This window comes from Glutamicibacter nicotianae (assembly GCF_006539525.1).
GTDB classification, from domain to species: domain Bacteria; phylum Actinomycetota; class Actinomycetes; order Actinomycetales; family Micrococcaceae; genus Glutamicibacter; species Glutamicibacter nicotianae.
The window spans coordinates 449482-473333 of the sequence record NZ_BJNE01000001.1 but is presented as its reverse complement, the minus strand read 5'-3'; the positions used below and the strand labels follow the sequence as shown (position 1 = coordinate 473333).

Here is a 23852-nt window from a genome sequence, read left to right as displayed (position 1 = left end):
TTCCACCGAAGGACCGACTTTCCATGACTCCCCAAAAACTCGATACCTCAGTGCGTGCCATCAGGGAATGGCTAGCACGGAGCGTCAAGAGTCTCGGGAACCACTCCGACCGGCTGAACGCTATCAATGTATTCCCTGTTGCTGATGGCGACACAGGCAGCAATCTGTATCTGACTGCGCGGGCCGGTCATGATGCGGTGAGCAAGTTGGAAAGCGACGACATCGGTGGCTTCTTGGAAGTTGCCGCGCGCGCTTCCATGGAATCGGCGCGCGGCAATTCCGGAACCCTGTTGGCTGTTTTCCTCAGCGGACTGAGTGAACCATGGAACGGATGCGAACGGCTTACAGCGCCACTTTTGGCGCTGGGACTTGAACGTGCGAAGGTGCGCTCCTGGTCAGCGTTGAGCGAACCGGTCGAGGGCACCATGCTTTCGGTGATCAATGCCATCGCGTTGGCCGCAGGCTCGACTCTTGCACATCTGAAGAGCGATTTGGAAAGCCGCGCAGCTTTGGATTCGGTCTTGACCCAGATGAGCCAAGCGGCTCGATTGGCAGTGAAGGGAACTGAAACGGAGCTCCCGTCCCTCGTGGAAGCTGGTGTGGTAGATGCTGGTGCAGTGGGCATGCTGATCATCATCGATGAACTCTGCGCTGCCATTCGAAGCGACGCCACTGATTTCGATTCATACGAGAATTTCCATGGCTATCAGGTTCAAGATCCCCATATTCACCTGAACAAGGACAATGAGACTGGTGTAGAAGTGATGTGCACCGTAGCTCTGGATGCCTTGGGTGCCGCTACTCTGCGCGGACAATTGGATTCAATGGGCAATTCAGTGATCATGTCGCCAGTTAATCAGTTGGAGGAAGACACCTACAGATGGCGCGTTCACGTCCACGTTCCTGATGCCGAACCGGCACTGGAACTCATAAGAAAACACGGTGACCCGGTGAATATCAGTGTCACTGATCTGTGCACCCACGATGGCTGAAACAACGCTTACTTCGTTTGAGAGTGCAGAGCTCTCAGCATTCCTGGGAAAGAAGAACTCCACCGCGCTGGAAAAGGCATTCGGCTATATGACGGTGGGGGAGCTCTTATGGCATTTTCCGCGTCGGTACGTTGAGGTAGGTGAGCTCACCCCAATTTCAGAGCTTCCCTTCGATGAGCACGTTACAGTTGTCGCCCAAGTTGTCAACGTCAGCCAGCGGCAGATGCACTCGCGGCGCGGTTTCATTTTTGAAGTGACCGTCAGCGATGAGCTAAGCTCAGGCGGCCAAGAGCTGAAGATGACCTTCTTCAATGGCTATCAAGCACGCACAGATCTGCACATTGGAACTATCGCGATGTTCAGCGGCAAGGTCGGTTGGTACCAGGACCACCTGCAGTTGAGCCAGCCTGAGTATGCGATCCTGGATGAGGCATCCCAGGCAGATCCGCGTCCAATTCCGATCTATCCTGCTTCGGCAAAGATGCCCAACAAGCGCATCCGGGATCTGATGGGGCTGTTGCTGGAGCACTTCACAGATCAGAAGCTTCCTGAGTTTCTTCCAAGGGAACTTCTTCGCACGCATCATTATCCACAACGCCATCAAGCGTTCTTGGATCGCCATTTCCCCAAGGAAATCAAGCACGCCTACGTCGCTCGACAGCGCTTTGCCTTTGAAGAAGCATTTATGCTGCAGTTGGCGTTAGGCGAACGCGGGCGCCAGCTGGGCGCGCAGAAAGCAATTGCTCGCCCACCGGTGCCGGGCCGCTTAGCTGACAAATTCGATGCCCAGCTGCCGTTTAGCTTGACCGAAGACCAGCTGGTCGTCGGTGAACAAATTTCCAAGGACCTGGAGCAGGCGCATCCAATGCATCGCTTGTTGCAGGGCGAAGTCGGCTCCGGCAAGACGGTTGTCGCGCTACGAGCCATCTTGCAGGTGATTGATGCCGGCGGACAAGCTGCACTCCTAGCGCCAACAGAAGTCCTGGCCGCACAACACTACGCCTCGATCAAGAAGATGCTTGGCAAGCTCGCTGAACCTGGGCTTTTCGGCGAAGGCGAAGGAACAGGCGTCGAGCTTCTAACCGGGTCGGCAAAAAGTGCCCATCGCCGTGAAGCATTGCTGGGTATTGCCAGCGGTGAGACTGGACTGATTATTGGAACGCATGCCCTCTTGAGCGACCATGTGCAGTTTGCAGATCTCGGCCTCGTCGTCGTGGACGAACAACATCGATTTGGTGTTGAGCAGCGCGACGCCTTGAGGTCTAAAGCAGTCGACTCGGTTCCTCATACCCTGGTCATGACTGCTACTCCGATACCGAGAACCGTCGCCATGACCGTATTCGGCGATTTGGACACCTCCACAATTAAACGCTTGCCCGCCGGCCGCGCCCCGATCCACACGCATATCGTGCCAATGCAGCTGACCGGTTTCCGCGACAGGCTATTCACCAGAATTGTTGAAGAAGTGGAGAAGGGCCACCAAGTATATGTCGTGTGCCCAAGAATTTCGGACACAGCGGCTGAACAAGGCGTTCTGCTGGCGTCCTATGAAGATTCATCCGGTCAACCCATGAGCGTAGAATCCATGCAAGAAATGCTTGGTGGGATGCCTGAATTCGCTGGGATACGCACCGAGGCGTTGCACTCGCAATTAGATGCGGCAGACAAGCAGGCAACCATGGATTCCTTTGCCCGTGGTGAAATTGACGTGCTGATTTCCACGACCGTCATTGAGGTTGGAGTTGACGTCCATAATGCGACCTTGATGGTGATCATAGATGCTGAGCGCTTCGGCATCTCGCAGCTCCATCAGCTGCGCGGTCGAGTAGGCCGTGGCGGACTGCCTGGTACGTGCCTCATGACAACATGGCTGGACGCGGATCATCCGTCGGTTGGACGCTTGAAGACCATCGAGTCAACCATCGACGGTTTTGAGCTAGCCGAGGCAGACTTGGCTGAACGCAAGGAAGGAAATATCTTGGGTGTTCAGCAATCAGGCAGCCGGTCGACGTTACGGGAACTGAGCATCATCAAGGATCGCTCGCTCATTGAGCAGGCGAGAACCGATGTGGGCAGGCTTCTTGCCGATGCCAACTGGGGAAGCAACTACCAAGGGCTTCTGAGCGCAGTCGGGAATTGGCTTGATGAGTCCACTAGAGAATTTTTGAATAAGAACTGATTGAAGGTATTGCTAGGCAATGAGCCGTATTATCGCTGGAGCTGCCGGTGGGCATCCACTGAAGTCCGTACCAGGCGACGCAACGCGCCCGACAACGGATCGTGTCAAGGAGGCCCTCTTCTCCCGCTTGGATAGCTGGGATATTCTTGCCGGCGCCCGAGTGCTAGATCTCTTCGCAGGTTCGGGGTCGCTGGGAGTCGAGACGGCCAGTCGCGGTGCGCGGCAGGTTGTTCTGGTAGAAAAAGCCCCTAAAGCGGTTTCTGTTTGCCAGCAAAACGCGTCACTGGTGAACAAGGTGTTGATGGCCAATACGGTGACGGTACAGCGGGGAACTGTTGATAGTGTCCTAGACGGCTATTACAACGCAATTTCGGGCCTACCCAGCAAGACCTTTGACATTGTCTTGCTGGATCCTCCCTACCCGCTGACTGAAGAAGAACTGGCTGTCACCCTCGAGAAAATATCCAGAATCCTGGCTGAGGATGCCACAGTCATTGTGGAGCGTTCCGGACGCTCACCGGAACCTACATGGCCAAGCACCATGGAGAAGTTCGCAGACAAGAAGTACGGCGAAACGCACCTATGGTTTGCAGAACCCATCTAGATCCATCGAATGGCGAACTTCTGACGGGTACGGTCCCGCTGCCTGGCACTGGAGTATTTGGTCTTCGGTGAAGTGTTGGCGCGACGCTGTGAGAATCAAGTTCCCGGGGAAGCGCTTGGTAAACATTTCCGGACTTGAACTCAACATCACGAACTCAAAGCTGGAGTTTGCCGCCTCGACTTGGGTGCAAGTGAAATTCAAGGGTGGATCATCGCCGATATTCACGAAGAGCAATCCATCATTGGCCAAAGAGTTCTTGAGTTCCGCGTAATAGTCCGCCGTAGTCAGGTGTTCTGGTGCTTCCGGGCCAGAGAAAATATCCAAGACGATGACGTCAAACTTCTCACCGGCCAGTTGTTCGGCAAGTACACTCCTCGCATCGGCGACAATCGGTGACAAGTGGCAGTCATCCGGCAAAGGAAGATGCGTGAGAACGAAATCAAGAAGTTCGCGCTCAATGTCTACAGCCACGTGGGTACTCGATGGGTAAACGACACTCGCCCAACGGGCCAAGGTCAATGCACCTGCACCTAGATGAAGCATCTTCAATAGGCGCTTTTCTGGGCGCAAGACCTTCAGATGATTAGCTATGCGTGCGAGATACTCGTAGAACACTTCTTCCGGATGGGAAAGATTCACATGGGATTGAGGCGCATCGCCGATGGCGAGTATTTTCGACCCGGGGATCAGGTCATCGTCGTAAATAGTGGCGTGTTCCTGGATGAATCCGAGCCACCGTTTAGCAGGCTTGCGCGTCATTGGGAAAGCACCTTTGGCAGGAGGCGCAAGTGCTCGACGGCATCGGCAATGACCTCACGCTTCTTGCAGAAAGCGAAACGCAACAGTCCTTGGTAGTCTTGCTGATTTTCGGGATGGACAAAGGCAGACATCGGAATCGCAGCTACGCCTACGCGCTCGGGCATCTTGCGCGCTACTTCAGCAGCGTCGTTCAGATCAAAGCTGCGTACGTCAGCAACCAAGAAGTAGGTGCCCTTCGGACGTATAACCGGGATCCCAGCTTGTTCCAGGCCTGATGCGAGAATTTCTCCCTGCTGTCCTAAACCAGCAGCGAAGCGTTCGAAAAAGGCATCAGGAAGATTCAAGGCTTGTGCGACAGCAGGTTGGAACGCAGGGCCCGAGGAATAGGTAAGGAACTGTTTTACCGTACGGACGGCAGTGATCAGTTCGCGGGGTCCGGTTGCCCATCCAACTTTCCAGCCGGTAAAGGAGAAGGACTTGCCTGCCGAAGAAATGGTGATGGTTCGTTCGAATCCACCTGGTAAGCTCGCGATCGGAACATGCCGTATGCCAAAAGTGAGGTGTTCATAGACCTCGTCAGCGATGATGATGCAGTTGTGCTGATGTGCTAGAGAAATGATTTCCTGGAGCACCGAAATATCTAGAACTGTGCCCGTTGGATTGTGGGGATTGTTCACGACGATTACACGGGTCTTGTCTGTGACCGCACGTCGAAGGTCATCCATATCCGGCTCGAATTTCGGAGCCTTGAGCTGAACGACCTTATGCACTGCATTGGCCAACCCGATCATGGCCGCATAGGAATCGTAATACGGTTCAAAAGTCACAACTTCATCGTCAGGTTCCAGGAAGGCAAGTAAGGAAGCAGCGATGGCTTCGGTAGCGCCAGTCGAAACTACGACCTCGGATTCGGGGTCGAGGTTCAATGAATAAAAGCGCTCCTGGTGGGCAACGATGGCTTCGCGGAGCGAAGGAGTTCCTGAACCGGGCGCATATTGGTTAGCGCCATTCTGGATCGCATCGATAGCAATTTTCTTGATTTCTTCTGGCCCTTCGGAATCCGGGAATCCTTGCCCAAGGTTAATTGCCCGATGATCGTTCGCCAGACCCGTGATTTCTTCGAAGATGGTCACTCCCGGCCGGCCAGTGGGATCTAGTAGGTTGGCACCGTGGGCGGTCCGTTGCCATGGAGAGTATTCAATGCTCATGGTTCCATTATCGTCTTGTGTACAGGCGAGCATGGGCATTAAGTCATTGAATATTTACGAGACATTCATACCAGTTCGCTGAATTGGCGAGAGTTCTTGATAGATTCAGATCATGCGAAGAGCGGTATGCCCGGGTTCTTTTGACCCAATTCACAATGGACACGTTGAGATCATTGCGCGCGCAGCGAGCCTGTTTGATGAGGTGATCGTCGCTGTGTCCACCAATTATTCCAAAAAGTACCGCTTCAGCGAAGATGAGCGCGTAGCGATGGTTGAAGAAACTGTCGGGGGACTGCGTGGGGTTTCCGGGGTGCCCATGGGCCAAGGCCTGCTGGCTGATTTCTGCAAGGAGCAGGGTGCCGAAGCAATTGTCAAGGGATTGCGCAGCACTGTTGACTACGCATACGAAATTCCCATGGCCACGATGAATCGGCATCTGACTGGAGTTGAAACCGTTTTCCTTCAGGCCGATACGCGCTACACTCATTTGTCATCTTCGTTGCTAAAGGAAGTACAGGCACTTGGTGGGGACGTTGATGAGTACTTCCCCCGGGCTGTTATCAAGAGACTCACTCACCCATAGGTCGTTGCGCATAGCTATCGCGAACGACTAATCCGAAGATAGGGAATTTAACTTTATGTCTACCCCTCGCTCCATCACCAAAGCAGTCATTCCGGCAGCCGGTTTAGGGACACGTTTCCTTCCTGCGACAAAAGCAATGCCCAAGGAGATGCTCCCAGTTGTAGACAAGCCAGCAATTCAATACGTTGTCGCCGAAGCCGCTCGCGCAGGGCTGAATGATGTCTTGATGATCACTGGCCGAAACAAGCGCGCACTTGAAGACCACTTTGACCGTGTCCCGTCGCTTGAAGCGACCCTAGAAGCGAAAGGCGACGCGAAAAAGCTTGCGTTGGTGCAAGACGCCACCGCATTGGGGGATATCCATTACGTGCGGCAACGTGATCCGCGAGGGTTGGGCCATGCCGTTTTATGTGCTGAGCAACATGTGGGCGATGAGCCATTCGCGGTACTTCTTGGTGACGACTTGATCCATGAAGATGATGATCTGCTTTCCTTCATGATTGACGTCCAGAAGCAGACTGGCGGTTCAGTAATTGCATTGATGGAAGTCGATCCAAACCAAATAAGTGCTTACGGATGTGCCGATGTAGCCCGCGTAGCGAATGCTGACTATGTCAAAGTGAATGGATTGGTGGAAAAACCGAGCATTGACGAAGCACCCAGCAATCTAGCTGTTATCGGCCGTTATTTACTGCATCCTCGTGTATTCGAAATCTTGAAGCACACTGCTCCAGGACGAGGCAATGAAATTCAGTTAACTGACGCACTCCAGGAGTTGACAACTGTCGACGGTGAGGGCGCTGGTGTCCACGCTGTAATTTTTAGAGGTCGACGTTACGACACAGGGGATAAATTGAGTTATCTGCAAGCGAACATCACCCTTGCTGTCGAGAACGAAGAACTCGGAGGGGAACTTAGAACCTGGCTAAAAAGCTTCGTCGAAACGCTCGAAGACTAGCTACTGACCTAGGCTACTCAGGATAATCACATTTATCTTGGGTAGTCTTTTTCATTGCGCGAAGTCACCTCGGCTGCCGTTGGCTTTTGGGGATCGTTGCCCGGTGGAGTAGGAAAGAGAAAAGTGCAAGACCAGGATTCAGTCTTTACGTCGCGGAGTGCGCGAACTAAATCTGAACGTCGGAAGAAGAAACGAACCCAAAGCATCGTCGTGTCTGTAGTTGCAGTGCTACTGGTAGCAGTACTCAGCGCAGGCTATGTGTTATTCGATTTGCAACGACAGTTCAACGCAAAATCTAACACCGTAGCATTGGGTTTTTCAGACGCCGAGGAACAGGCCCGCCCCGTAAAGGATCCGGACGACAAGTCCCTGAATATTCTGTTGCTGGGTGTCGACCATGCCGATGAGGATACAGCTGAATCCGCAGCTTTGAATGAGGCAGTATCGCAGCGGAGCGATTCGATGATGCTTGTCCATATCCCGGAGGACCGCTCTCAGGTGTTCGTCATGTCGATGGTTCGAGACATGTACGTGGAGATTCCCGGCCACGGAATGAACAAGCTCAACGCCGCGATATCGCTTGGCGGAGTTCCACTGTTGATGCAAACAATCGAAGGAATTTTTGAGACCAAGCTGGATCATGTAGCCATGGTTGATTTCGAAGGATTCCGAGAACTGTCAACGGCTTTAGGCGGAGTAACGGTAAATAACGAAATCCCTTTCACCGCGAATGATACTGACTACTTCTACCCTGTAGGTGACATCAAGCTGGAAGGTGACCGGGCGCTTCGATATGTCCGAGAACGGAAGTCGTTTACCAATGGTGACTACCAACGAGTTGCGAATCAACGCAAATTCATCGCTGCAGCTGCCAACCAGGTGCTTTCATCAGAAACACTGGCTAACCCGGTTAAGCTTTACGACATAGTCGACAAAGTTTCTCCTTATCTGACTTTTGACGACAGCTTTGATGCTGCAACCGTGGTTGGACTAGGCTTGCAACTCAAAAACGTGGACACAGATAATATGGCGATGTTCACGATGCCAACCGCTGGCGCATCGATGAGTGCCGATGGGCAATCAATAGAATTGGCTAGCGAACTCGCCATCACTCAAATTAGCGAAGCGTTGCAAAACGACACCATGGCTGATTACCTTCATGACAACCCGCCGGAAACGCCGTAATCGGGTGATGTGGGATGAACGACATCATGTTGAAGTACGAAAGCCAGAAGAACAGCTCTCCATCTACTAGACTTTGAACATCTATGCTTAGCCGACAATGCATCAAGAAGCATTCGAACAAGAGGACATATTTCGCATGACAGTTGCAGAGGAGGCCGAAAAGTATGGCTTGCACCGAGTTGGTGCAAGACCTACTTTGGCTAACTATCTGAAACAGACCTGGCAACGTCGCGAGTTCATTTATGAACTCGCGAAGGCTCGTGTCCAATCCCAGAATCAGAAAAATCGTCTGGGCATGATCTGGATTGTCTTGAAACCGACGTTTAACGCTCTTATGTATGGGTTCATATTCGGCGTGTTGCAGGGACCCAACAAGGCACCCGATTTCCCAGTATTCGTCATTATTGGTGTCTTCTTGTTCGAGTTCTTCACCACATCTATGAATGGTGGGGCGAAATCTATTACGGGGAATAAGGCCCTGGTGCAGTCACTTGCCTTCCCCCGGTTATCCCTACCGGTGGCTCAAGTGACACAGAATTTCTTGACGCTTATGCCGATGCTGGCCGTAATGTTCATTTACGCCTTAATTCTAGGGACGACACCAAAATGGAGCTGGTTTGGAATTGTTCCTCTGCTTGCTCTGTTTACTGTGTTTAATATGGGTATTGCTCTCATCTGTGCACGAGTGACAGTGCATGTTCGAGACTTCACACAGATTTTGCCCCTTGTAGGGCGGGTTTTGTTCTATACCTCAGGTGTCCTCTTTAGTGCGGATCGTTTGCTGAGCCATTGGCCGTGGATGATAGCGATTTTCGACATTCACCCCTTGTATCAAACCCTACAAATCGCTCGGGGGATGGTCATGAACCAAGCTGAATATGACCCTTGGGCATGGTGGGTAGTTGGCGGTTGGTCGCTGGCTACGCTTGTATTTGGCTTACTTTATTTCTGGAAGGCTGAGGAGCGATACGGCCGTGCGAATTAGTTTTGACGATCTGATTAATCCAGACCTATACCCTGAATATGAACCCGCACCGATCTTCTCTGACGATACATCATTTATTGATGTAGTAAAACCAGAACAAATCAAGAATTCGGATCTCCACGTCGACGAGTTCCGGCAGCCTGTAGTAATAGTCGACAATCTCCACGTTAAGTATGAAGTCTTCTCGAGCGGCAAGGCGGTGGGTAATGCCGGCGCGCGAAGACTGTTGCAACCGAAGCTTAAAGGCGTACGCACAGTCCATGCGCTTAAGGGCATCACATTCGTTGCCTATGAAAACGAATCTATCGGTGTAATTGGATCTAACGGTTCTGGCAAGTCAACTTTGTTGAAGGCTATTACTGGGCTAACACCACCCTCTAGTGGTTCGGTGTATGCGCGATCGCGACCAAGCCTTCTTGGGGTGGGGGCAGCGCTAATCCCGGACCTCTCTGGCGATAAGAACATTACGCTGGGTGGACTTGCCCTTGGCTACTCGCGTGAGCAGGTCGAAGAGATGCGTGAGGATATTACGCGTTTTGCCGAGCTCCAAGAATTTATTGACCTTCCGATGAGTACCTATTCATCAGGTATGAGTGCACGATTGAAATTTGCCATTGCAGCTTCAAAAAAGCACGACATCCTGATTGTCGACGAGGCACTTGCTGTAGGCGACGCAAAGTTCAAGAAGCGTAGCGAAGCGAAGATTCGTGAAATTCGAGATAGCGCGGGAACTATTTTCAACGTTTCGCACTCTATGAATTCGATCAAGGAAACTTGTGATCGTGTGATTTGGATCGAAAAAGGCGTCCAAATGATGGATGGTGATCCGGATACCGTGATCAAGGAATATCAAAAGCATCTGAAAGCGAAGAAGTAAGGCCGGAATGACAGGATTTCCTGGTGTCTCTTATGTAATGCCTGTGCTCAACGAAGCGGACTATCTGGAAGAGGCAGTGTCCTCGATCTTGGCACAAGAGTATGCCGGAGAGAAAGAAGTCGTTCTTGCGCTGGGACCAAGTTCGGATTCAACTAACGACGTGGCAAGGCTATTGTCTGAGTCCGACTCGCGAATCGTTCTTGTCGACAACCCTCTGGGGCGAACTCCGATTGCCCTGAACCTGGCGATACGCGCATCCACGATGCCCATTGTCATACGCGTTGACGCCCACAGCGAGCTGCCGTCGAACTATACGTCGCGAGGAATCGAGACCCTTTTCCGTGCGAATGCACACGATGTTGGGGGACTGATGGACGCCAAAGGACGCACAGCCGTCCAGCGGGGGATTGCAGCTGCCTATCATTCGAAGTTCGGATTTGGCGGGCCGGCCTATCACTCAGGCGCGCCCGAGGGACCAGCTGAATCTGCGTACCTTGGTATCTTCCGTCGCGAAGTATTCGACGAAGTCGGTTTTTATAATGAGGAATTGTGGCGTGCCCAAGACTGGGAACTATGTCTGCGGATTCGACAGGCAGGCCACACCGTTTGGTTCGATCCGGAACTAAAGGTCGGCTATTACCCACGTGATAACTTCAAGTCTCTAATGAGCCAGTCGATGGCCTCGGGTACCTGGAGGGCTGAAATTGCTCGACGCTTCCCGGAAGGGAAATCGTTGCGCCATGATGTTCCACCGCTCTTGCTTTTGGGCGTCGCGACAGGACTGGTGGCAACCGTCGTCGAGCCACTAATTCGCCAAGAAGTTCCGAGCTGGGTACGTTTGCCTCTGAAGCTGGCGAAAGCTGTGCCTGCCGGATATGCCGCGGTCGCTTTGGCAGCGGGACTGGCAAGCAACGCGAGTGGATTAAAAGACAAGCTGTTGGCAGCATGCGCTTTCCCCGCAATTCATTTGCCTTGGGCCGTCGGATACCTCAAAGGCCGCATATTTGGAGCATCCGGCACCGTCGATAAGGGCCGCGTGAAGTAGTCATGGCCGAACGTCCAAAGAACCCAACGCTTGACCAGCTGCGAGCGGTCTGCCAACCTCCGGAAGTTCGTGCGCGAAAAAATGCCGAGCACTGGACCGCTGAACTGTACCTGCGTCATATCTCGATTTACCTCACCGCAGCGCTGGTACGAACGCGAATCAGCGCCAACGGAGTTACCGGGTTGATGATCCTTGCCGGCTGGGGGATGTCTCTAGCGCTATTGATCCCTGGCATCTGGGGGCCGCTGCTGGCAGTGCTCCTGTCTCAGGTCCAGTTGTATTTCGACTGCTCTGACGGAGAAGTCGCTCGCTGGAGGGGAACGCAATCTCCCCGAGGTATCTTCATCGACATGGTTGGACACCACACAACTGAGGCGTTGATTCCAATTGCCTTGGGGTACCGAGTCTTCACGGAACTCTCGACAGAGAATTCAACTGTCGAGCAGGCGTGGCCAACATTGTTCATGGCCGCTTGTCTGTCGGTGCTTCTGGTCCTGAATCGTTCGCAGTCGCTCATGGTTCATGCAGCCCGAGGCATGGCGGGGCTTGGAAAATTGCCGGATACGGCGGCCGCCAGATCTGTTCCAACAACATCTCTTGTTGGAAAATTGCGTTCGCTGGCTCGCTTCTTGCCATTCCATAAGCTCCTGCACGCTGTGGAACTGTCGCTGATCATCCTGGGATGCTCGATTATCTCCACGATTGCGGGTGCACCAGCAATTGCTGAAAAATGGATGATTTGGATCCTGATGCCTGCATGCGTCGTTGTGAACATTGGGCATTTCCTGTCCAACATGGCCTCATCCCGCCTCAAAGCATAGTTTGACCGTATTGCCTGTATCCCACCGCCTTAGAGGACAAATGCCTGCAGAGATTAAGCCGACTATCGGTGTAGTTGTATTGACCATGGGTAACCGCCCGGTTGAGCTCCAGCGTGCCTTGGAATCTTTACTAGCCCAACGATCAGTGTCGATTGATGCCGTTGTTGTCGGTAACGGGTGGGATCCAACGGATATTCCGAAAGGCATCAAAACTCATTTTCTTCCGGAGAATTTGGGAATTCCAGCCGGCCGGAATGCCGGAGTGAATCAGGTACGAGGCGAGTACCTGTGCTTCCTTGACGACGATTCATGGTTCATCGATGACGATTTCTTGATCACGGCTGTAGAGCGATTCAAACATTATCCTCGCATGGGGCTGTTGCAGCCGCGCATCACAGACCCGGAGAATGAAGAGCAGAATCCAAGGCGCTGGATTCCTCGTTTGAAAAAACGGACGGCAGTCGAACCAAGCAAGGTTTTCCACGTGGGCGAAACCTGTCTGGTGACCACCCGCAAAATCTTTGATGCCACAGGTGGCTGGGCAGGGGGGTTTTGGTACGCGCATGAAGGAATTGAACTTGCCTGGCGTGTATGGGATACCGGCACCTACGTCTGGTATGCCGGCGATATGCAGATCGGCCATCCGATCGTGGACCCTCGACGCCATGACGAATTTTATCGTTTGAATGCCCGCAACCGGGTATGGCTGGCCCGCCGTAATTTGCCAATGCCGCTGCGTTGGATTTATCCGACATCCTGGATGCTGATTGAGTGCTTGCGGCTGCGTCATAACAAAAGTGCCGTGGCTCAATATTTTGCAGGATGGCGTGCTGGATGGTCCGGCAGCCCCTGGTACCGGGAGCCACGGCCTAAACTGAGATGGAAAACAATTGTTCGCATGACCCTCGCGGGCCGTGCGCCAATTATCTAATGACAAATCCGAGTGAGCGCTACCAGCTGAGCGCGAATTACTTTTACCTTACTTCGAGAGGGATCCATGACTAAAACTGTGTTGACGTACGGAACTTTTGACCTGTTCCATATCGGTCACCTGAATATCCTGAAGCGTCTCAAGGAAAAGGGTGACCGCCTGATTGTTGGCGTATCCACGGATGAATTCAACGCCATCAAAGGTAAAAAGCCTGTAGTTCCATTCGAACAGCGCCTTGAGATTGTCCAGGCCATCAAGTACGTAGACCTCGCCATTCCTGAAGAGAACTGGGAACAGAAACGTACTGACATCAAGAAGTATGATGCCAAGGTCTTCGGCATCGGAGAAGACTGGAAGGGCAAGTTTGACGACCTTGGCGATGAAGTCGAAGTTGTCTACCTTCCACGTACCTCCGGTATTTCGACAACCGAAATGAAGCGCGTCCTGAGCGAGTTCGATGAGCGACATGTCACTTCGTTAAAGAACACATTGGACACTTTGAGCCAGATCGTGAAGGAATTGAGCTAGTAAACTCATCTAGTTGTAAGTTTCTGTTTTCGAGGTTTCAAGGTAGTCATGGCTAGCGAGCACATCACAGACTCCATTAAGTCCAGCGTAAAAGACGCCCTGCGAAAGGTGGGTCGGCGTCCGGAAGCCAAGCGGATTTCCCGCATAATGGGGTTATCGGGGCGTTCTTCGGCTAACGTGAATGTTGGCGTGTCGAATATTCCCGTACCAGGATCCGTCGCGGTCTACTTCGGTGATGGTGCGGACAAGATTTATCAAGTAGCTCAATGGTTGCCTGTGCTTGAAGAACTGCACGAAAAAGAAGAAGTCCTCCTGGTCTTCCGTACATTGAGCGCATTCAAAGCGGCAGAGAGAATTACAGACCTGCCAAAGATCTATGTACGTCGGTTGACTGATTTGATGGATCTATATGACGACAATGATCTCAAGCTGGTCATCTACACCAATAATTCGCGAACGAACTTCCAATCACTGGATCACCCAAGACTTGTCCATGTGCATGTAAACCACGGTGAGAGCGATAAACTCTCTATGGTATCCAATAAGGCCAAGGCCTATGACAGGGTATTCGTAGCGGGCCCAGCAGCCATCAAGCGTCACGAGGCAATGCTGATTGACTTCGATTTCGAAAAATTGGAAGTCACTGGTCGTCCGCAGCTGGATATCGACTTCGAACCCGAATTGGATCCAAGCGACAAACTCGATGTTATGTATGCGCCGACGTGGGAAGGCGAAAACGAGGACAACAACTACACCTCGTTGGACAAATATGGTGTAGCCATTGTCGAGTCGTTGCTGGAAAACCCGACCTGGCGTGTCATCTACAAGCCGCACCCGCGGATCCAGACCAGCAATACACCTGGTGTTGCCCAGTCTCACTCACATATATTGCAGATGATCGAATCTGCCAACGAGGCTGGCGGAGAGCACGTGATTTCGGAACAGGGCAATATCTTGGCCATGTTTGAATCGACCGATGCGCTAATTACCGATGTTTCCAGCGTGGGGTTGGACTACTTGTACCTTCACCCGGAGAATCCACTCGTCATTTCCGACCGACGTAGCAACCGTGAAATTCTTCACCGCGACGCTCCCGTTGCCCAGGCCTGCCATGTAGTGGACCGCGACAGCGTGATGAATATTCGAGCCTTGCTCAACGATGCGTTGACGCGTGACAGCCACAAGGACCAGCGTATTGAAATGCGCCAATTCTACTTTGGAGACCTAAATCGGGGCGATTCGACCAAGAGGTTCCAGCATGTAGTTCAGCAGTTGATTGCCGAGCGCCAAGGAAAACTGGAGAATTTCCGAGGCTGGCACAGCTAGAGTTCCGTAAATTCCTTGATCCCAATTCGTACCTTGCGTATTGGGACCGATTGCTTTTAGGCACAAGTTGCTGACACGACAGCATTGCAGGACCGCTGTGACCTTTTGCAAGCGACTGCGGTGGTTTCAAACCGATTTGTGAGCATTCGGGCGGTAATCTTTACTTTGGATCACATGAAGGCTTGGACACTGCATGTTGGTGCTGGTGTCCTTTCATTTTGTACTCGCGTGATGTCCAGGCTGATCCGCTGAAAGTCTCATGCGATGCAATGCAGCTAGAACATTGAAGGACTCTTTTCGTGGCAGTTGAAATTCGATCTATGCAAGACCTAGCGCAGTCCGGATTGCAGACGTTGCGCACCCAACGGTTGAAGCGTAAGAGGTATCGCTATTACAGCGGCTACCAAGAATTGAATCTTGAGATTCGTGATGACGTACTGCATCTGGAAGCCTGTGTTGCCCAGTCCGTTCAATCTGTTTCGGTATTACACGGAAGCCACATAGTTCTTGTAGCGACGCCACTTGAACTTGAACCGCTAAAGAGCGGCAACGCTGAACTCCGTCGGTTCCAGGCACGGATCTCACTGGATTCAGTTCTGGATCAGTGGCATGAGTACCGGGAACTTGCTTCAAATGATGAAGAGCCGGAATTCAGCTCTGTTGATTCGGATGAGGCAGATGAAGACCATGTCACTTTGGACGATGAGCAGTACTCCGGTACGGTACGTCTCGCGCTAACCTTCATTTCCGATTTTAATGAATTGCCTTCCGGCATTGCATGGTTGCAACTTGCTGAAGGTGGCGAATTGCTCCGGCGAAAAGAAGTCCGGGAGCGCATAGAGGCAGGGGAACTAATCCTCGATGGACCTGTAATTGCCCACCGCATTTTGGGACGGTTTTCTTCAACTGCCTTCAGCAGCAACACGGTCTACCATTCGGGCGATCGAAGCGTAGGACTGTATATCAATAAGAAGGCAGAAGTTGCACTAGCCATTAATCGACCACTGCGATTCAAGTACCGGATACGTACGGATATCACCCAGATTCATGACGGAAAGCTGTCCTTAGGCGGCGTTCTGGAAACTCAAAGCGATCGGTTGTCCTCAGCCACATTGCAACTTATTGGACGTAAGTCCGAGTTCAGGCTTGACGTTCCAGTCGAGCTGAACTTTGATGAGAAAGGTGCAGAAAAACGTTTCGGACGTGCCAGCTACGGTTGGTCGGCATCCCTTGACTTCAAATCTGCAGACTGGACGGCGATAGATCGGGGCGATAACTACGATCTCTATTTACTGGCTGCCCCGTACTCCGGAGGCGAACCCGCTCGGGTTCGGGTAAGTCGCACTCCATTCGCCGTGCGTAGTACAACGCGAGCCGGTACAGTGACCAACGGTGATAAGACTCTAGCGATCTCTCCGTACTTCACCTTTAAAGCGAAATCTACATCGCTGATCCTGGAAGTGTTCGACAAAGAAGCATTTGCCGTCCTTGCGGACGCTAGGCATCGCAGTTTCCCGATTAGCCAGCCATCCGATTCCAAGCCGATCTGGATCATTGGCGAACTATCCTACAAAGCCCAGGACAACGGGTTGCACCTGTTCAATTACCTGCGGCAGGAACGTCCAGATATTGATGCCTACTACGTCATCAATGAAAACGCTCCGGACTTGCGGAATTTCGACTCCATGGATCACGTCGTTTTCCATGGCAGCAAAGAGCATTTTGAATTGGCTATTCGTGCGCAACGTGTCATCGGTACTCACCACGCAGATTACCTGTACCCGACGAGGCACCATAGCTTTTCATCGCGTTGCCGTGCTACCAGAGTATTCTTGCAGCACGGCGTCATGGGAACCAAATGGATGGTTCCCAATTACGGCAAGAACTCGCCTGGCTTTGCTACAGACCTATTCATGGTGTCGTCAGAGCGCGAGAAGCAATACATCGTTAAAGACTTCCTTTACTCGCCGGAAGAAGTAAAGGTCACAGGGCTATCCAGGTTCGATTCCTTGCTGGCCAAGGATCTTCCCGTGAACGAGAATTTGCTGCTGATCATCCCGACGTGGCGGGACTGGTTGCAGAACGAGGACGTGTTCCTTGAATCGGACTACCTTGAGCAATGGAAGAATCTGCTAAATTCGGTGGAGCTGGCAGACCTGGTGCAGAAGCACGGCTTGGAAGTAGTTTTCTGTCTTCACCCCAACATGATGCAATTCAGGGATCATTTTGCTGGAGCGCCGGCCCGGCTGATCGTCCAGGGTGAAATTGATGTCCAAGAACTCATCAAGACCGCTGCGATCATGATCACCGATTACTCTTCGGTGAACTTCGACTTCAGCTTCCTGCATAAGCCTGTTCATTACTATCAGTTCGACCGTGCTCGATTCTTGGGTCCCAACGGTTCGCATTTGAACCTCGATGATGAATTGCCCGGTCGCATTGCTTTCGACAGCGAAACGTTGTTGAAGGATCTATCTCATACACTGGATCGTGGCAAGGCCATGGAACCGAAGTTCCGTCAACGGGCTGACGTCTTCATGACACATCGGGACCAGAACAATTCACGACGTATTGTCGCAGAAATTGAACGAGCCGAATTGCGTGGCAAACCCAAAGTTGGTTGGCGCGCAGAACTGCCAGTTAAGCTGAAGAACAAGTTCCGAGGGCATAAGCGGTACTTTGATGTCATGCGCAAGCTTTACAAGTTGTACAAGCTGGCACCAATGGATGAAGACCTCATTGTATTCGAATCCGGTCTTGGACGTCAGTACGGAGATTCTCCTCGATATATCTACGAGGAATTGCTGCGACAGGGAGATACGCGACGCAAGGTTTGGGTTTACTCCGGCAAGCACCGCTTCACCGATCCGTTGACGTCTACTGTGAAGCGGTTGTCGCCGGAATACTTCTGGTACCTTGCACGGGCGAAATTCTGGGTCAATAACCAGAGCTTCCCTCACTACGTGAAGCGTCGTGCAAAGGGCGTGTTCCTGCAGACATGGCATGGGACGCCTTTGAAGCAGATGGCTCTCGATATCCGAGAAGTCCAAGGCCGCGATGAGGGCTATCTGGACCGAGTTACTCGAGCTACGCGCCAATGGACGCATCTGATTTCGCCATCTCGCTACACCAGTGAGATTATGCGGTCTGCGTACGCATTCTCGGGTGAAGCTGTGGAACTCGGATATCCACGAAACGATATCTTGACGGGTCCTGGTGTTGCCGATCAAGAACAGCGCGTGCGTGATGAGCTTGCGATTCCCCCGGGAATCAAAACGGTTCTCTACGCGCCGACATTCCGTGATGATGCTGCCTCAAGCCGAGGCAAATTCAGATTCGATCTGCCAATGGACCTGGACGAGTTCGACCGTCGTTTCGGTGAAGACACCATCCTGATGCTGCGCATGCATGTGCTGATTTCAAATGCAGTGTCAATTCCGGAGAGTCTGCGGCATCGCATAATCGACGTGTCCAGTCATCCAGACATCCAGGAACTGTATCTCGCCACAGATGTATTGATTACCGATTACTCCTCTGTGTTCTTCGACTACTCACTGTTGCGTCGTCCGATTATCTTCTATGCATATGACCTGGAGAACTACCGCGATAACCTTCGTGGTTTCTACTTGGACTACGAGAGCGCGCTGCCTGGCCCGATTGTCGAAGAAGAGAGTGACCTCTGGGATGCACTCGCGTCAGCCCTTGCAGGGGAACAACTTCCTGGTGTGAACCGTGACGACTTCATCAAAAAGTTTGCACCACATGATGATGGGCAGGCCGCACGACGCGTTGTTGAACGTTTCTTTAAATAGGGAAGTCCTCACTGGCAGTTGAGAAGGTGTTGCCGGAACAGTCCTAGTTCCGGCAACACCCTTCTGGCAAGCGGACTAGCGATCAGCGATGCTATCCTCGTGCACAAGGGAAAGAGTTTCGGCAATGAACCGCTGCATGCTGGCTCCTTGGGAAATGTCGCCAAAGTAATAATCGACCATTTCGCGCAACTGGGGGTCGTTGCTATTCAGCGCGTCATGGGCGAGGCTAACTATTTCGTCAGCCTGCTGGGCCGACAACGCAGGGACCTGTCGAAGTGCAGGTGAGTCATCAATAGTGGCATCGCCTGACACCGGCGCGGTCACGAACATTGGTTTTCCTGTTGCCAGGAAGTCGTAGGCAACCGCGGAAATATCAGTGACACAAAGGTCAGCGATTGACCATTGCCAACCCCAATGCTCGGAATCGTCGAAAATGAATCGTGCGTTGGAAGTATCGTCGTGAGCATCTAGCCGTTTGCGGATTCGTTCTACAGCCTGCGCATATGGTTTTGCACTCATCCCCGAACGCGGATGCGGACGAAAAATGATATTGAAACCGCCGTCCTTGACCAGTGCGTTGATCAATAGCTCACCGTGCGAAAGTGCTGATCCGTAATTCATTGAAGGCCTGTCACCTTCCCACGTAGGAGCGTAGAGAAGCGTAGGCAGTTCCTTATTAACTGTTACGGGCGGCGTGTAGTTCACATCTATTTGAGGACGACCTATGAGGCGGCAGCGCTCCGAAGGATCGAAGTTACGTAGGTGCTTTGCCAGACGATCCTTGGCTGCTTCACCCGCAGAAAATACGTAATCATAGGCCTTGAGCTGATTGGACCACATGTAGGCTTTCTCGCTTTCACCGTGGCAGATGAAAACATGGTTAGGCCCATTGAACCGAAGAGCTTGGAAATTGCGAATATTCTGGTTCACATAGAACACCACGCGCAGATCCTGAGAATGCATGAGCCGCTCCATGTCGTCCACAGCAGGGGCGTAGTGGATCGGTAGCGGGCATTCTTCGCGCAAGGACAACGCAGTTTCGGGACTTCGAACGAGAATTACTACAGGCACGAATTCTGCCAAGGCTACAAGTGGCTCATACCATTGCCTGAGCTGGTAGGCATTGACCATTTCATCGGGAAAGTGGAGCGCCACCTTGTACCGGCCAGCTCCGACGGGCAGCTCGCGGAGTTCTGTGGCGTGGTTCCGAATGAACTCAATGCGTCGTCGAGTCGCAATGCGCTTCCGAATCTTTTCGACGACTCTATCGACGGTATGTATTACATTCATGAACTATCCCTCAGCACTTAAATCGATGCACGACTAAGCATAATTCTTCATACTGCAATTCTTCGGGATGTTTGCTATAAGCCATTTTGCGTCGGTTGGCCCCTAGCATGGTCCTGCCTTATCGGGTGCGTTGGACGCCGTTGAAATCTGTTCAGCATTTGTCTCAACCACTCAAATGGACCGTGCAGAAACTGATCCGCTTCCTGCGCTATGCTGTGGTGAGTGCAACACTGATATCGAACGCTAAAATTGGTTTCAGTTTGGGAACTTGGCCAACGGCAAGCTAAGATGAAATGTCGGACTATGTTTCTATAGGAGTCATCATTAGCGAAAAGCGTTCTGATCGATCGCCGCACGGCGAACTCGATCGCAACTCGCCTCTGGTTTTTTCAACCAGGGAGCTCGGCCGTTCGCCTGGCTCGATGAAAACTCTCAAAGAGCAGGTTCCGGCGCCCACGGATGTGGGAAATGCACTCATCGGTATTCGTGGAGGATCTGAGCTTGACTTAGATCTTCGCTTTGAAGCCGTGCATGAGGGAATTCTGGTATCGGGTACCGCTACAGCGCAGATTGCTGGGGAATGTGGACGATGCCTGGAGCCCATCGAGTACGATTTCGAGGCTGATATTCAAGAGCTCTTCTACTATGAAGAGAGCGAAGAATTCGAAGACGATGATGATATGGATCAGTATTGGGTGGTCGGTGACTTGATTGACATCGATCCGGTACTAAGGAGCGCAGTGGTTACCGCCCTGCCGTTCCAACCGGTTTGCCGGGAAGATTGCTTGGGGCTCTGCAGCGAATGCGGAATCAGCCTCAACGATGACCCCCAGCATGATCACGAGATCCTGGATCCACGTTGGGCAGCGCTAGCGCAGCTGTCCGACATTGTCGCAGAGGATGCGACAAACGATAAAACGTCAGACAAGAGAGAAGAGAAGTAGTCGTGGCTGTTCCAAAGCGGAAGATGTCCCGTGCGAATACTCGTGCCCGCCGTTCTCAGTGGAAGGCTACCGCACCGAACCTGGTGAAGACCGTTGAAAACGGTCGCGTAACCTACAGCCTGCCTCACCAGGCTAAGGTTGTCACCGACTCGGCTGGTACCGAACTGTTCCTTGAGTACAAGGGTCGCAAGGTCGCAGACGTCTAAGACATGTCTTCTAAAGAAGAACTTATGAAGCGTCTCGGAATCAACATTGATTCCGAGACGTTTCGTCTTGCATTCACCCACCGCTCCTATTCATATGAGAACGGTGGCATTCCAACAAATGAACGCCTCGAGTTCCTAGGCGATTCAATTCTTGGCTTCTGCGTTGCAGAATACCTATACGCAACTTTCCCGCTTCTGCCAGAAGGTGATCTCGCGAAACGGCGCGCGGCTATCGTCAGTACCCGCGCCCTGGCAATGATTGCCCGCGATCTGGAAGTGGGGGAGCACTTGCTCCTGGGGCGTGGTGAAGCGCAGTCCAATGGCTCAAACAAGTCATCCATTCTGGCAGACACCATGGAAGCCATCCTTGGAGCAACATACTTGGTTCAAGGCATGGAAGCGGCACGCTCATTTGTGCTTCGTTTCGTCACTCCGCTGCTGGAGGATCCTCGACTGCTGGGCGCAACCACCGACTGGAAAACTGTAATCCAGGAAGAAGTAGCCTCCCAAAAACTAGGCGAGATGCACTACCAGGTCACCGGTTCCGGTCCCGACCATGCACGTACCTACCTCGCTGAACTCCTCATCGGTGACAAGGTATTTGGCGACGGGCATGGGCCGTCCAAGAAAGAAGCCGAGCAGGAAGCGGCACACAAGACTTGGCTAATGCTGCATCCTGGTGAGCAGCTACCCAAGGGATAGCATTAAGCGCATGCCAGAACTGCCAGAAGTTGAAGTCGTCCGCGAAGGCTTGGACAAGTGGGTTCGCACTCGAACGGTGAAAACCGTTCAGGTGCTGGACCCTCGTTCTGTCCGCCGTCATACCGATGGCGTTGATGACTTCGAGCAGACCCTGAGCGGCTGTTCAATTGCTTCTGTTGTTCGCCGGGGCAAGTTCCTCTGGATGGACTTGGAAGGCTTGCCTACTCCGGCCGCCTTGGTAGCTCACCTGGGAATGAGCGGGCAACTTCTTGTTGAAGAGCCTGACGCACCCGATGAGAAGCATTTAAAAGTACGCCTGTCACTGAGCAATAGATCTGGCTACCCAGGCGAACTGCGCTTCGTTGACCAGCGAATCTTCGGCGGAATGTTTATATCTCCTGTGATGGCAACACCCGATGGGTTGCCAGCGGGCGCAGGCTCGCTACAGGCATCGATCCCATTAGCGGCTGCACACATCGCCAGGGATGTCATGGATCCTCACCGCAATCCCGATGACCTGTATGTCGCGCTTCGCAAAAAGAATACAGAATTGAAGCGGGCCATTCTGGACCAGGGGATCATTTCAGGCGTCGGCAACATCTATGCGGATGAAGCCTTATGGCAAGCGTGCCTGTCCGGATTGCGCAGTACCGCGACAATTAGGCGTCCTGAAGTCCAACGCCTCAACGATGCCTTGGTTGATGTGATGATGCGCGCCCTTGCAGCTGGGGGTACCAGCTTTGATTCCCTCTATGTAAATGTGAACGGTGCCAGCGGTTATTTCGCCAGGTCATTGAACGCCTACGGGCGTGAAGGCAAGGCCTGTTTGCGGTGCGAGGAGAAAGGACGAGAATCGCTGATTCGGCGCGATCCGTTTATGGGTCGTTCCTCATACAGCTGTCCTGTGTGCCAGCCACGTCCACGCCGCACGCGAAGCTAGCTGGCACATCGAGAACATATCGCAGGCTATGCAATTCGAGAATTGAGCACCTGTTCATTGAATGGTGCCCAAGCGTCAACGGCCCACTGTCCAAAGTTCTTATCGGTGAGCGTCACACAGGCTACACGATGTTCGGGATCCACCCAGAGGAATGTGCCGGACTGCCCGAAATGCCCGAATGTTGACGCCGGATGGCTTGCGCCTGTCCAGTGCGGTAATTTGGATGATCGGATTTCAAAGCCGAGGCCCCAGTCATTCGGATTCTGCCGCCCATAGCCAGGCAGAATCCCAGCAAGGTTCTCGAAATGAACACGCGTTGCGTCACGCAATGTAGCTTGGGCCACGATAGTTGGGTTCAACAGCTCAGCAGCGAATTTTGCCAAGTCCGCGGCAGTGGAGCGCCCATCCTTCGCGCAGCTGCCGGCAATCTCAGTATTAGCCATGGCCAGGGGAGCGAAGACAGCCTCTTGTGCGTACTGGGACATGCTGATTCCAGTCTGTTGCTCCAAATGCTCTGCTAGCTTCTCGAATCCGAAATTCGAGTAGCCGCGTTTGGTCCCTACGGCAAAGCGGATCGCTTCGGAATCGAAGTCATAGCCGGCTGTATGCGCCAGGAGGTGGTGCACCGTGGAACCCTCCGGCCCTGCAGGATCTTCGAGGGTTATGGCTTCTTCTTCCAGCGCTACCAAGAACGTGTAGGCGCTGAGCAATTTTGTCACTGAGGCCAAGGGATAAACGCGTGCAGTATCACCGTGCCGGTCAATGATTGCCCCGTTGCCGTTGACTACCACGGAAACCGCATTGTCACTTGGCCACTGGTCAATCTGCGTCAGAATGCTCATAGAATGATCTATCCCTCGATTTTCGTTCTTGGATTTTGCGAGCACAACCAGAAAATCCCTACCGTGCTTCGCTAGAATTGCCACAAGGATTGGGTTTGGATGTCCAACCCAACTTTAGCCATTCGACCCAAACTT

Annotated in this window: 22 protein-coding genes; 18 read left to right on the top strand and 4 right to left on the bottom strand. The window is 52.6% G+C overall.

The genetic code is table 11. From position 1 onward, the window contains the following. Positions 1–23 precede the first annotated feature (23 nt). Genes ANI01nite_RS02150 through rsmD form a run of 3 tightly spaced genes read left to right on the top strand, consistent with a single transcriptional unit; the run spans position 24 to position 3775 of the window. Positions 24–992, top strand: a complete 969-nt coding sequence (locus ANI01nite_RS02150) for a DAK2 domain-containing protein (protein ID WP_128470441.1) — start codon at positions 24–26, stop codon at positions 990–992. Next, on the top strand, positions 985–3171 hold the full coding sequence (locus ANI01nite_RS02145; protein WP_141355624.1) for an ATP-dependent DNA helicase RecG: 2187 nt from the start codon (positions 985–987) through the stop codon (positions 3169–3171). Before ANI01nite_RS02150 ends, ANI01nite_RS02145 begins: the two co-directional genes overlap by 8 nt. Positions 3172–3190: 19 nt before the next feature. Then, a complete protein-coding gene (rsmD, locus tag ANI01nite_RS02140; RefSeq protein WP_141355621.1) occupies positions 3191–3775 on the top strand; it encodes a 16S rRNA (guanine(966)-N(2))-methyltransferase RsmD in 585 nt (194 codons plus the stop codon). Here the strand turns inward: rsmD and ANI01nite_RS02135 are convergent. Both ANI01nite_RS02135 and ANI01nite_RS02130 read right to left on the bottom strand, forming a co-directional pair. Further along, positions 3752–4534: a spermidine synthase gene (locus ANI01nite_RS02135; protein WP_141355619.1), complete on the bottom strand. Its 783-nt coding sequence runs from the start codon at positions 4532–4534 to the stop codon at positions 3752–3754. The genes rsmD and ANI01nite_RS02135 overlap by 24 nt on opposite strands. Then, positions 4531–5742 carry an aminotransferase class I/II-fold pyridoxal phosphate-dependent enzyme gene (locus tag ANI01nite_RS02130; RefSeq protein WP_141355617.1) on the bottom strand — a complete coding sequence of 404 codons (1212 nt, stop codon included), beginning with the start codon at positions 5740–5742 and terminating at the stop codon, positions 4531–4533. The genes ANI01nite_RS02135 and ANI01nite_RS02130 overlap by 4 nt, the downstream gene beginning before the upstream one ends. 112 nt (positions 5743–5854) lie before the next feature. On the opposite strand from ANI01nite_RS02130, the gene coaD reads away from it, so the two are divergent. The 11 genes from coaD (at position 5855) to ANI01nite_RS02075 (ending at position 18793) form a co-directional block, all read left to right on the top strand. Further along, on the top strand, positions 5855–6325 hold the full coding sequence (gene coaD, locus ANI01nite_RS02125) for a pantetheine-phosphate adenylyltransferase (protein ID WP_121866712.1): 471 nt from the start codon (positions 5855–5857) through the stop codon (positions 6323–6325). 55 nt (positions 6326–6380) lie between these two features. Further along, a complete protein-coding gene (gene galU, locus ANI01nite_RS02120; protein ID WP_141355614.1) occupies positions 6381–7283 on the top strand; it encodes a UTP--glucose-1-phosphate uridylyltransferase GalU in 903 nt (300 codons plus the stop codon). Between the two features lie 54 nt (positions 7284–7337). Beyond that, positions 7338–8468: an LCP family protein gene (locus ANI01nite_RS02115; RefSeq protein ID WP_255314346.1), complete on the top strand. Its 1131-nt coding sequence runs from the start codon at positions 7338–7340 to the stop codon at positions 8466–8468. A 136-nt stretch (positions 8469–8604) separates the two neighbouring features. Then, positions 8605–9453, top strand: coding sequence for an ABC transporter permease (locus tag ANI01nite_RS02110; RefSeq protein ID WP_121867806.1), 849 nt, complete (start codon positions 8605–8607; stop codon positions 9451–9453). Further along, complete coding sequence (locus ANI01nite_RS02105; RefSeq protein ID WP_255314345.1) at positions 9443–10330, top strand: ABC transporter ATP-binding protein; 888 nt, start codon at positions 9443–9445, stop codon at positions 10328–10330. The genes ANI01nite_RS02110 and ANI01nite_RS02105 overlap by 11 nt, the downstream gene beginning before the upstream one ends. Before the next feature lie 7 nt (positions 10331–10337). Next, the gene (locus ANI01nite_RS02100) at positions 10338–11375 is read left to right on the top strand and encodes a glycosyltransferase family 2 protein (protein WP_141355613.1); all 1038 of its coding nucleotides are present in this window, start codon (positions 10338–10340) and stop codon (positions 11373–11375) included. A gap of 2 nt (positions 11376–11377) precedes the next feature. Next, the gene (locus ANI01nite_RS02095; RefSeq protein WP_141355611.1) at positions 11378–12196 is read left to right on the top strand and encodes a CDP-alcohol phosphatidyltransferase family protein; all 819 of its coding nucleotides are present in this window, start codon (positions 11378–11380) and stop codon (positions 12194–12196) included. A 40-nt stretch (positions 12197–12236) separates the two neighbouring features. Next, complete coding sequence (locus tag ANI01nite_RS02090) at positions 12237–13127, top strand: glycosyltransferase family 2 protein (protein ID WP_141355608.1); 891 nt, start codon at positions 12237–12239, stop codon at positions 13125–13127. Positions 13128–13193: 66 nt separating this feature from the next. Continuing rightward, positions 13194–13655, top strand: a complete 462-nt coding sequence (locus ANI01nite_RS02085; RefSeq protein WP_121866717.1) for an FAD synthase family protein — start codon at positions 13194–13196, stop codon at positions 13653–13655. A 48-nt stretch (positions 13656–13703) separates the two neighbouring features. Further along, positions 13704–14981: a CDP-glycerol glycerophosphotransferase family protein gene (locus tag ANI01nite_RS02080; RefSeq protein WP_141355606.1), complete on the top strand. Its 1278-nt coding sequence runs from the start codon at positions 13704–13706 to the stop codon at positions 14979–14981. A 299-nt stretch (positions 14982–15280) separates the two neighbouring features. Beyond that, the gene (locus ANI01nite_RS02075) at positions 15281–18793 is read left to right on the top strand and encodes a CDP-glycerol glycerophosphotransferase family protein (RefSeq protein WP_255314343.1); all 3513 of its coding nucleotides are present in this window, start codon (positions 15281–15283) and stop codon (positions 18791–18793) included. Between the two features lie 75 nt (positions 18794–18868). On the opposite strand, the gene ANI01nite_RS02070 is transcribed toward ANI01nite_RS02075, so the two are convergent. Further along, entirely contained in the window at positions 18869–20083 is a 1215-nt protein-coding gene (locus ANI01nite_RS02070) for a CDP-glycerol glycerophosphotransferase family protein (RefSeq protein WP_141355604.1), read from the bottom strand. A gap of 422 nt (positions 20084–20505) precedes the next feature. Between ANI01nite_RS02070 and ANI01nite_RS02065 the strand changes: the two genes are divergently transcribed. From ANI01nite_RS02065 to mutM, 4 genes are read left to right on the top strand one after another with little or no spacing between them, the layout of a single operon-like run. Next, a complete protein-coding gene (locus ANI01nite_RS02065; RefSeq protein ID WP_174787660.1) occupies positions 20506–21027 on the top strand; it encodes a YceD family protein in 522 nt (173 codons plus the stop codon). Positions 21028–21029: 2 nt separating this feature from the next. Next, entirely contained in the window at positions 21030–21233 is a 204-nt protein-coding gene (rpmF, locus tag ANI01nite_RS02060; protein ID WP_013348816.1) for a 50S ribosomal protein L32, read from the top strand. 3 nt (positions 21234–21236) lie between these two features. Further along, positions 21237–21935 carry a ribonuclease III gene (rnc, locus tag ANI01nite_RS02055; protein ID WP_141355602.1) on the top strand — a complete coding sequence of 233 codons (699 nt, stop codon included), beginning with the start codon at positions 21237–21239 and terminating at the stop codon, positions 21933–21935. A gap of 10 nt (positions 21936–21945) precedes the next feature. Further along, positions 21946–22875 (top strand): bifunctional DNA-formamidopyrimidine glycosylase/DNA-(apurinic or apyrimidinic site) lyase, encoded by a 930-nt coding sequence (gene mutM, locus ANI01nite_RS02050; protein WP_141355600.1) that lies wholly within the window; start codon positions 21946–21948, stop codon positions 22873–22875. Positions 22876–22901: 26 nt separating this feature from the next. Here mutM and ANI01nite_RS02045 read toward each other — a convergent pair whose 3' ends face one another. Next, on the bottom strand, positions 22902–23717 hold the full coding sequence (locus ANI01nite_RS02045) for a serine hydrolase domain-containing protein (protein WP_141355598.1): 816 nt from the start codon (positions 23715–23717) through the stop codon (positions 22902–22904). Positions 23718–23852: the final 135 nt, after the last annotated feature.

What these genes read in the sequence shown, in the direction of transcription:
- ANI01nite_RS02150 (WP_128470441.1), top strand. Translation starts at nt 24, where the DNA reads ATGACTCCCCAAAAACTCGATACCTCAGTGCGTGCCATCAGGGAATGG.
- ANI01nite_RS02145 (WP_141355624.1), top strand. Translation starts at nt 985, where the DNA reads ATGGCTGAAACAACGCTTACTTCGTTTGAGAGTGCAGAGCTCTCAGCA.
- rsmD (WP_141355621.1), top strand. Translation starts at nt 3,191, where the DNA reads ATGAGCCGTATTATCGCTGGAGCTGCCGGTGGGCATCCACTGAAGTCC.
- ANI01nite_RS02135 (WP_141355619.1), bottom strand. Translation starts at nt 4,534, where the DNA reads ATGACGCGCAAGCCTGCTAAACGGTGGCTCGGATTCATCCAGGAACAC.
- ANI01nite_RS02130 (WP_141355617.1), bottom strand. Translation starts at nt 5,742, where the DNA reads ATGAGCATTGAATACTCTCCATGGCAACGGACCGCCCACGGTGCCAAC.
- coaD (WP_121866712.1), top strand. Translation starts at nt 5,855, where the DNA reads ATGCGAAGAGCGGTATGCCCGGGTTCTTTTGACCCAATTCACAATGGA.
- galU (WP_141355614.1), top strand. Translation starts at nt 6,381, where the DNA reads ATGTCTACCCCTCGCTCCATCACCAAAGCAGTCATTCCGGCAGCCGGT.
- ANI01nite_RS02110 (WP_121867806.1), top strand. Translation starts at nt 8,605, where the DNA reads ATGACAGTTGCAGAGGAGGCCGAAAAGTATGGCTTGCACCGAGTTGGT.
- ANI01nite_RS02100 (WP_141355613.1), top strand. Translation starts at nt 10,338, where the DNA reads ATGACAGGATTTCCTGGTGTCTCTTATGTAATGCCTGTGCTCAACGAA.
- ANI01nite_RS02095 (WP_141355611.1), top strand. Translation starts at nt 11,378, where the DNA reads ATGGCCGAACGTCCAAAGAACCCAACGCTTGACCAGCTGCGAGCGGTC.
- ANI01nite_RS02090 (WP_141355608.1), top strand. Translation starts at nt 12,237, where the DNA reads ATGCCTGCAGAGATTAAGCCGACTATCGGTGTAGTTGTATTGACCATG.
- ANI01nite_RS02085 (WP_121866717.1), top strand. Translation starts at nt 13,194, where the DNA reads ATGACTAAAACTGTGTTGACGTACGGAACTTTTGACCTGTTCCATATC.
- ANI01nite_RS02080 (WP_141355606.1), top strand. Translation starts at nt 13,704, where the DNA reads ATGGCTAGCGAGCACATCACAGACTCCATTAAGTCCAGCGTAAAAGAC.
- ANI01nite_RS02070 (WP_141355604.1), bottom strand. Translation starts at nt 20,083, where the DNA reads ATGAATGTAATACATACCGTCGATAGAGTCGTCGAAAAGATTCGGAAG.
- ANI01nite_RS02065 (WP_174787660.1), top strand. Translation starts at nt 20,506, where the DNA reads ATGAAAACTCTCAAAGAGCAGGTTCCGGCGCCCACGGATGTGGGAAAT.
- rnc (WP_141355602.1), top strand. Translation starts at nt 21,237, where the DNA reads ATGTCTTCTAAAGAAGAACTTATGAAGCGTCTCGGAATCAACATTGAT.
- mutM (WP_141355600.1), top strand. Translation starts at nt 21,946, where the DNA reads ATGCCAGAACTGCCAGAAGTTGAAGTCGTCCGCGAAGGCTTGGACAAG.
- ANI01nite_RS02045 (WP_141355598.1), bottom strand. Translation starts at nt 23,717, where the DNA reads ATGAGCATTCTGACGCAGATTGACCAGTGGCCAAGTGACAATGCGGTT.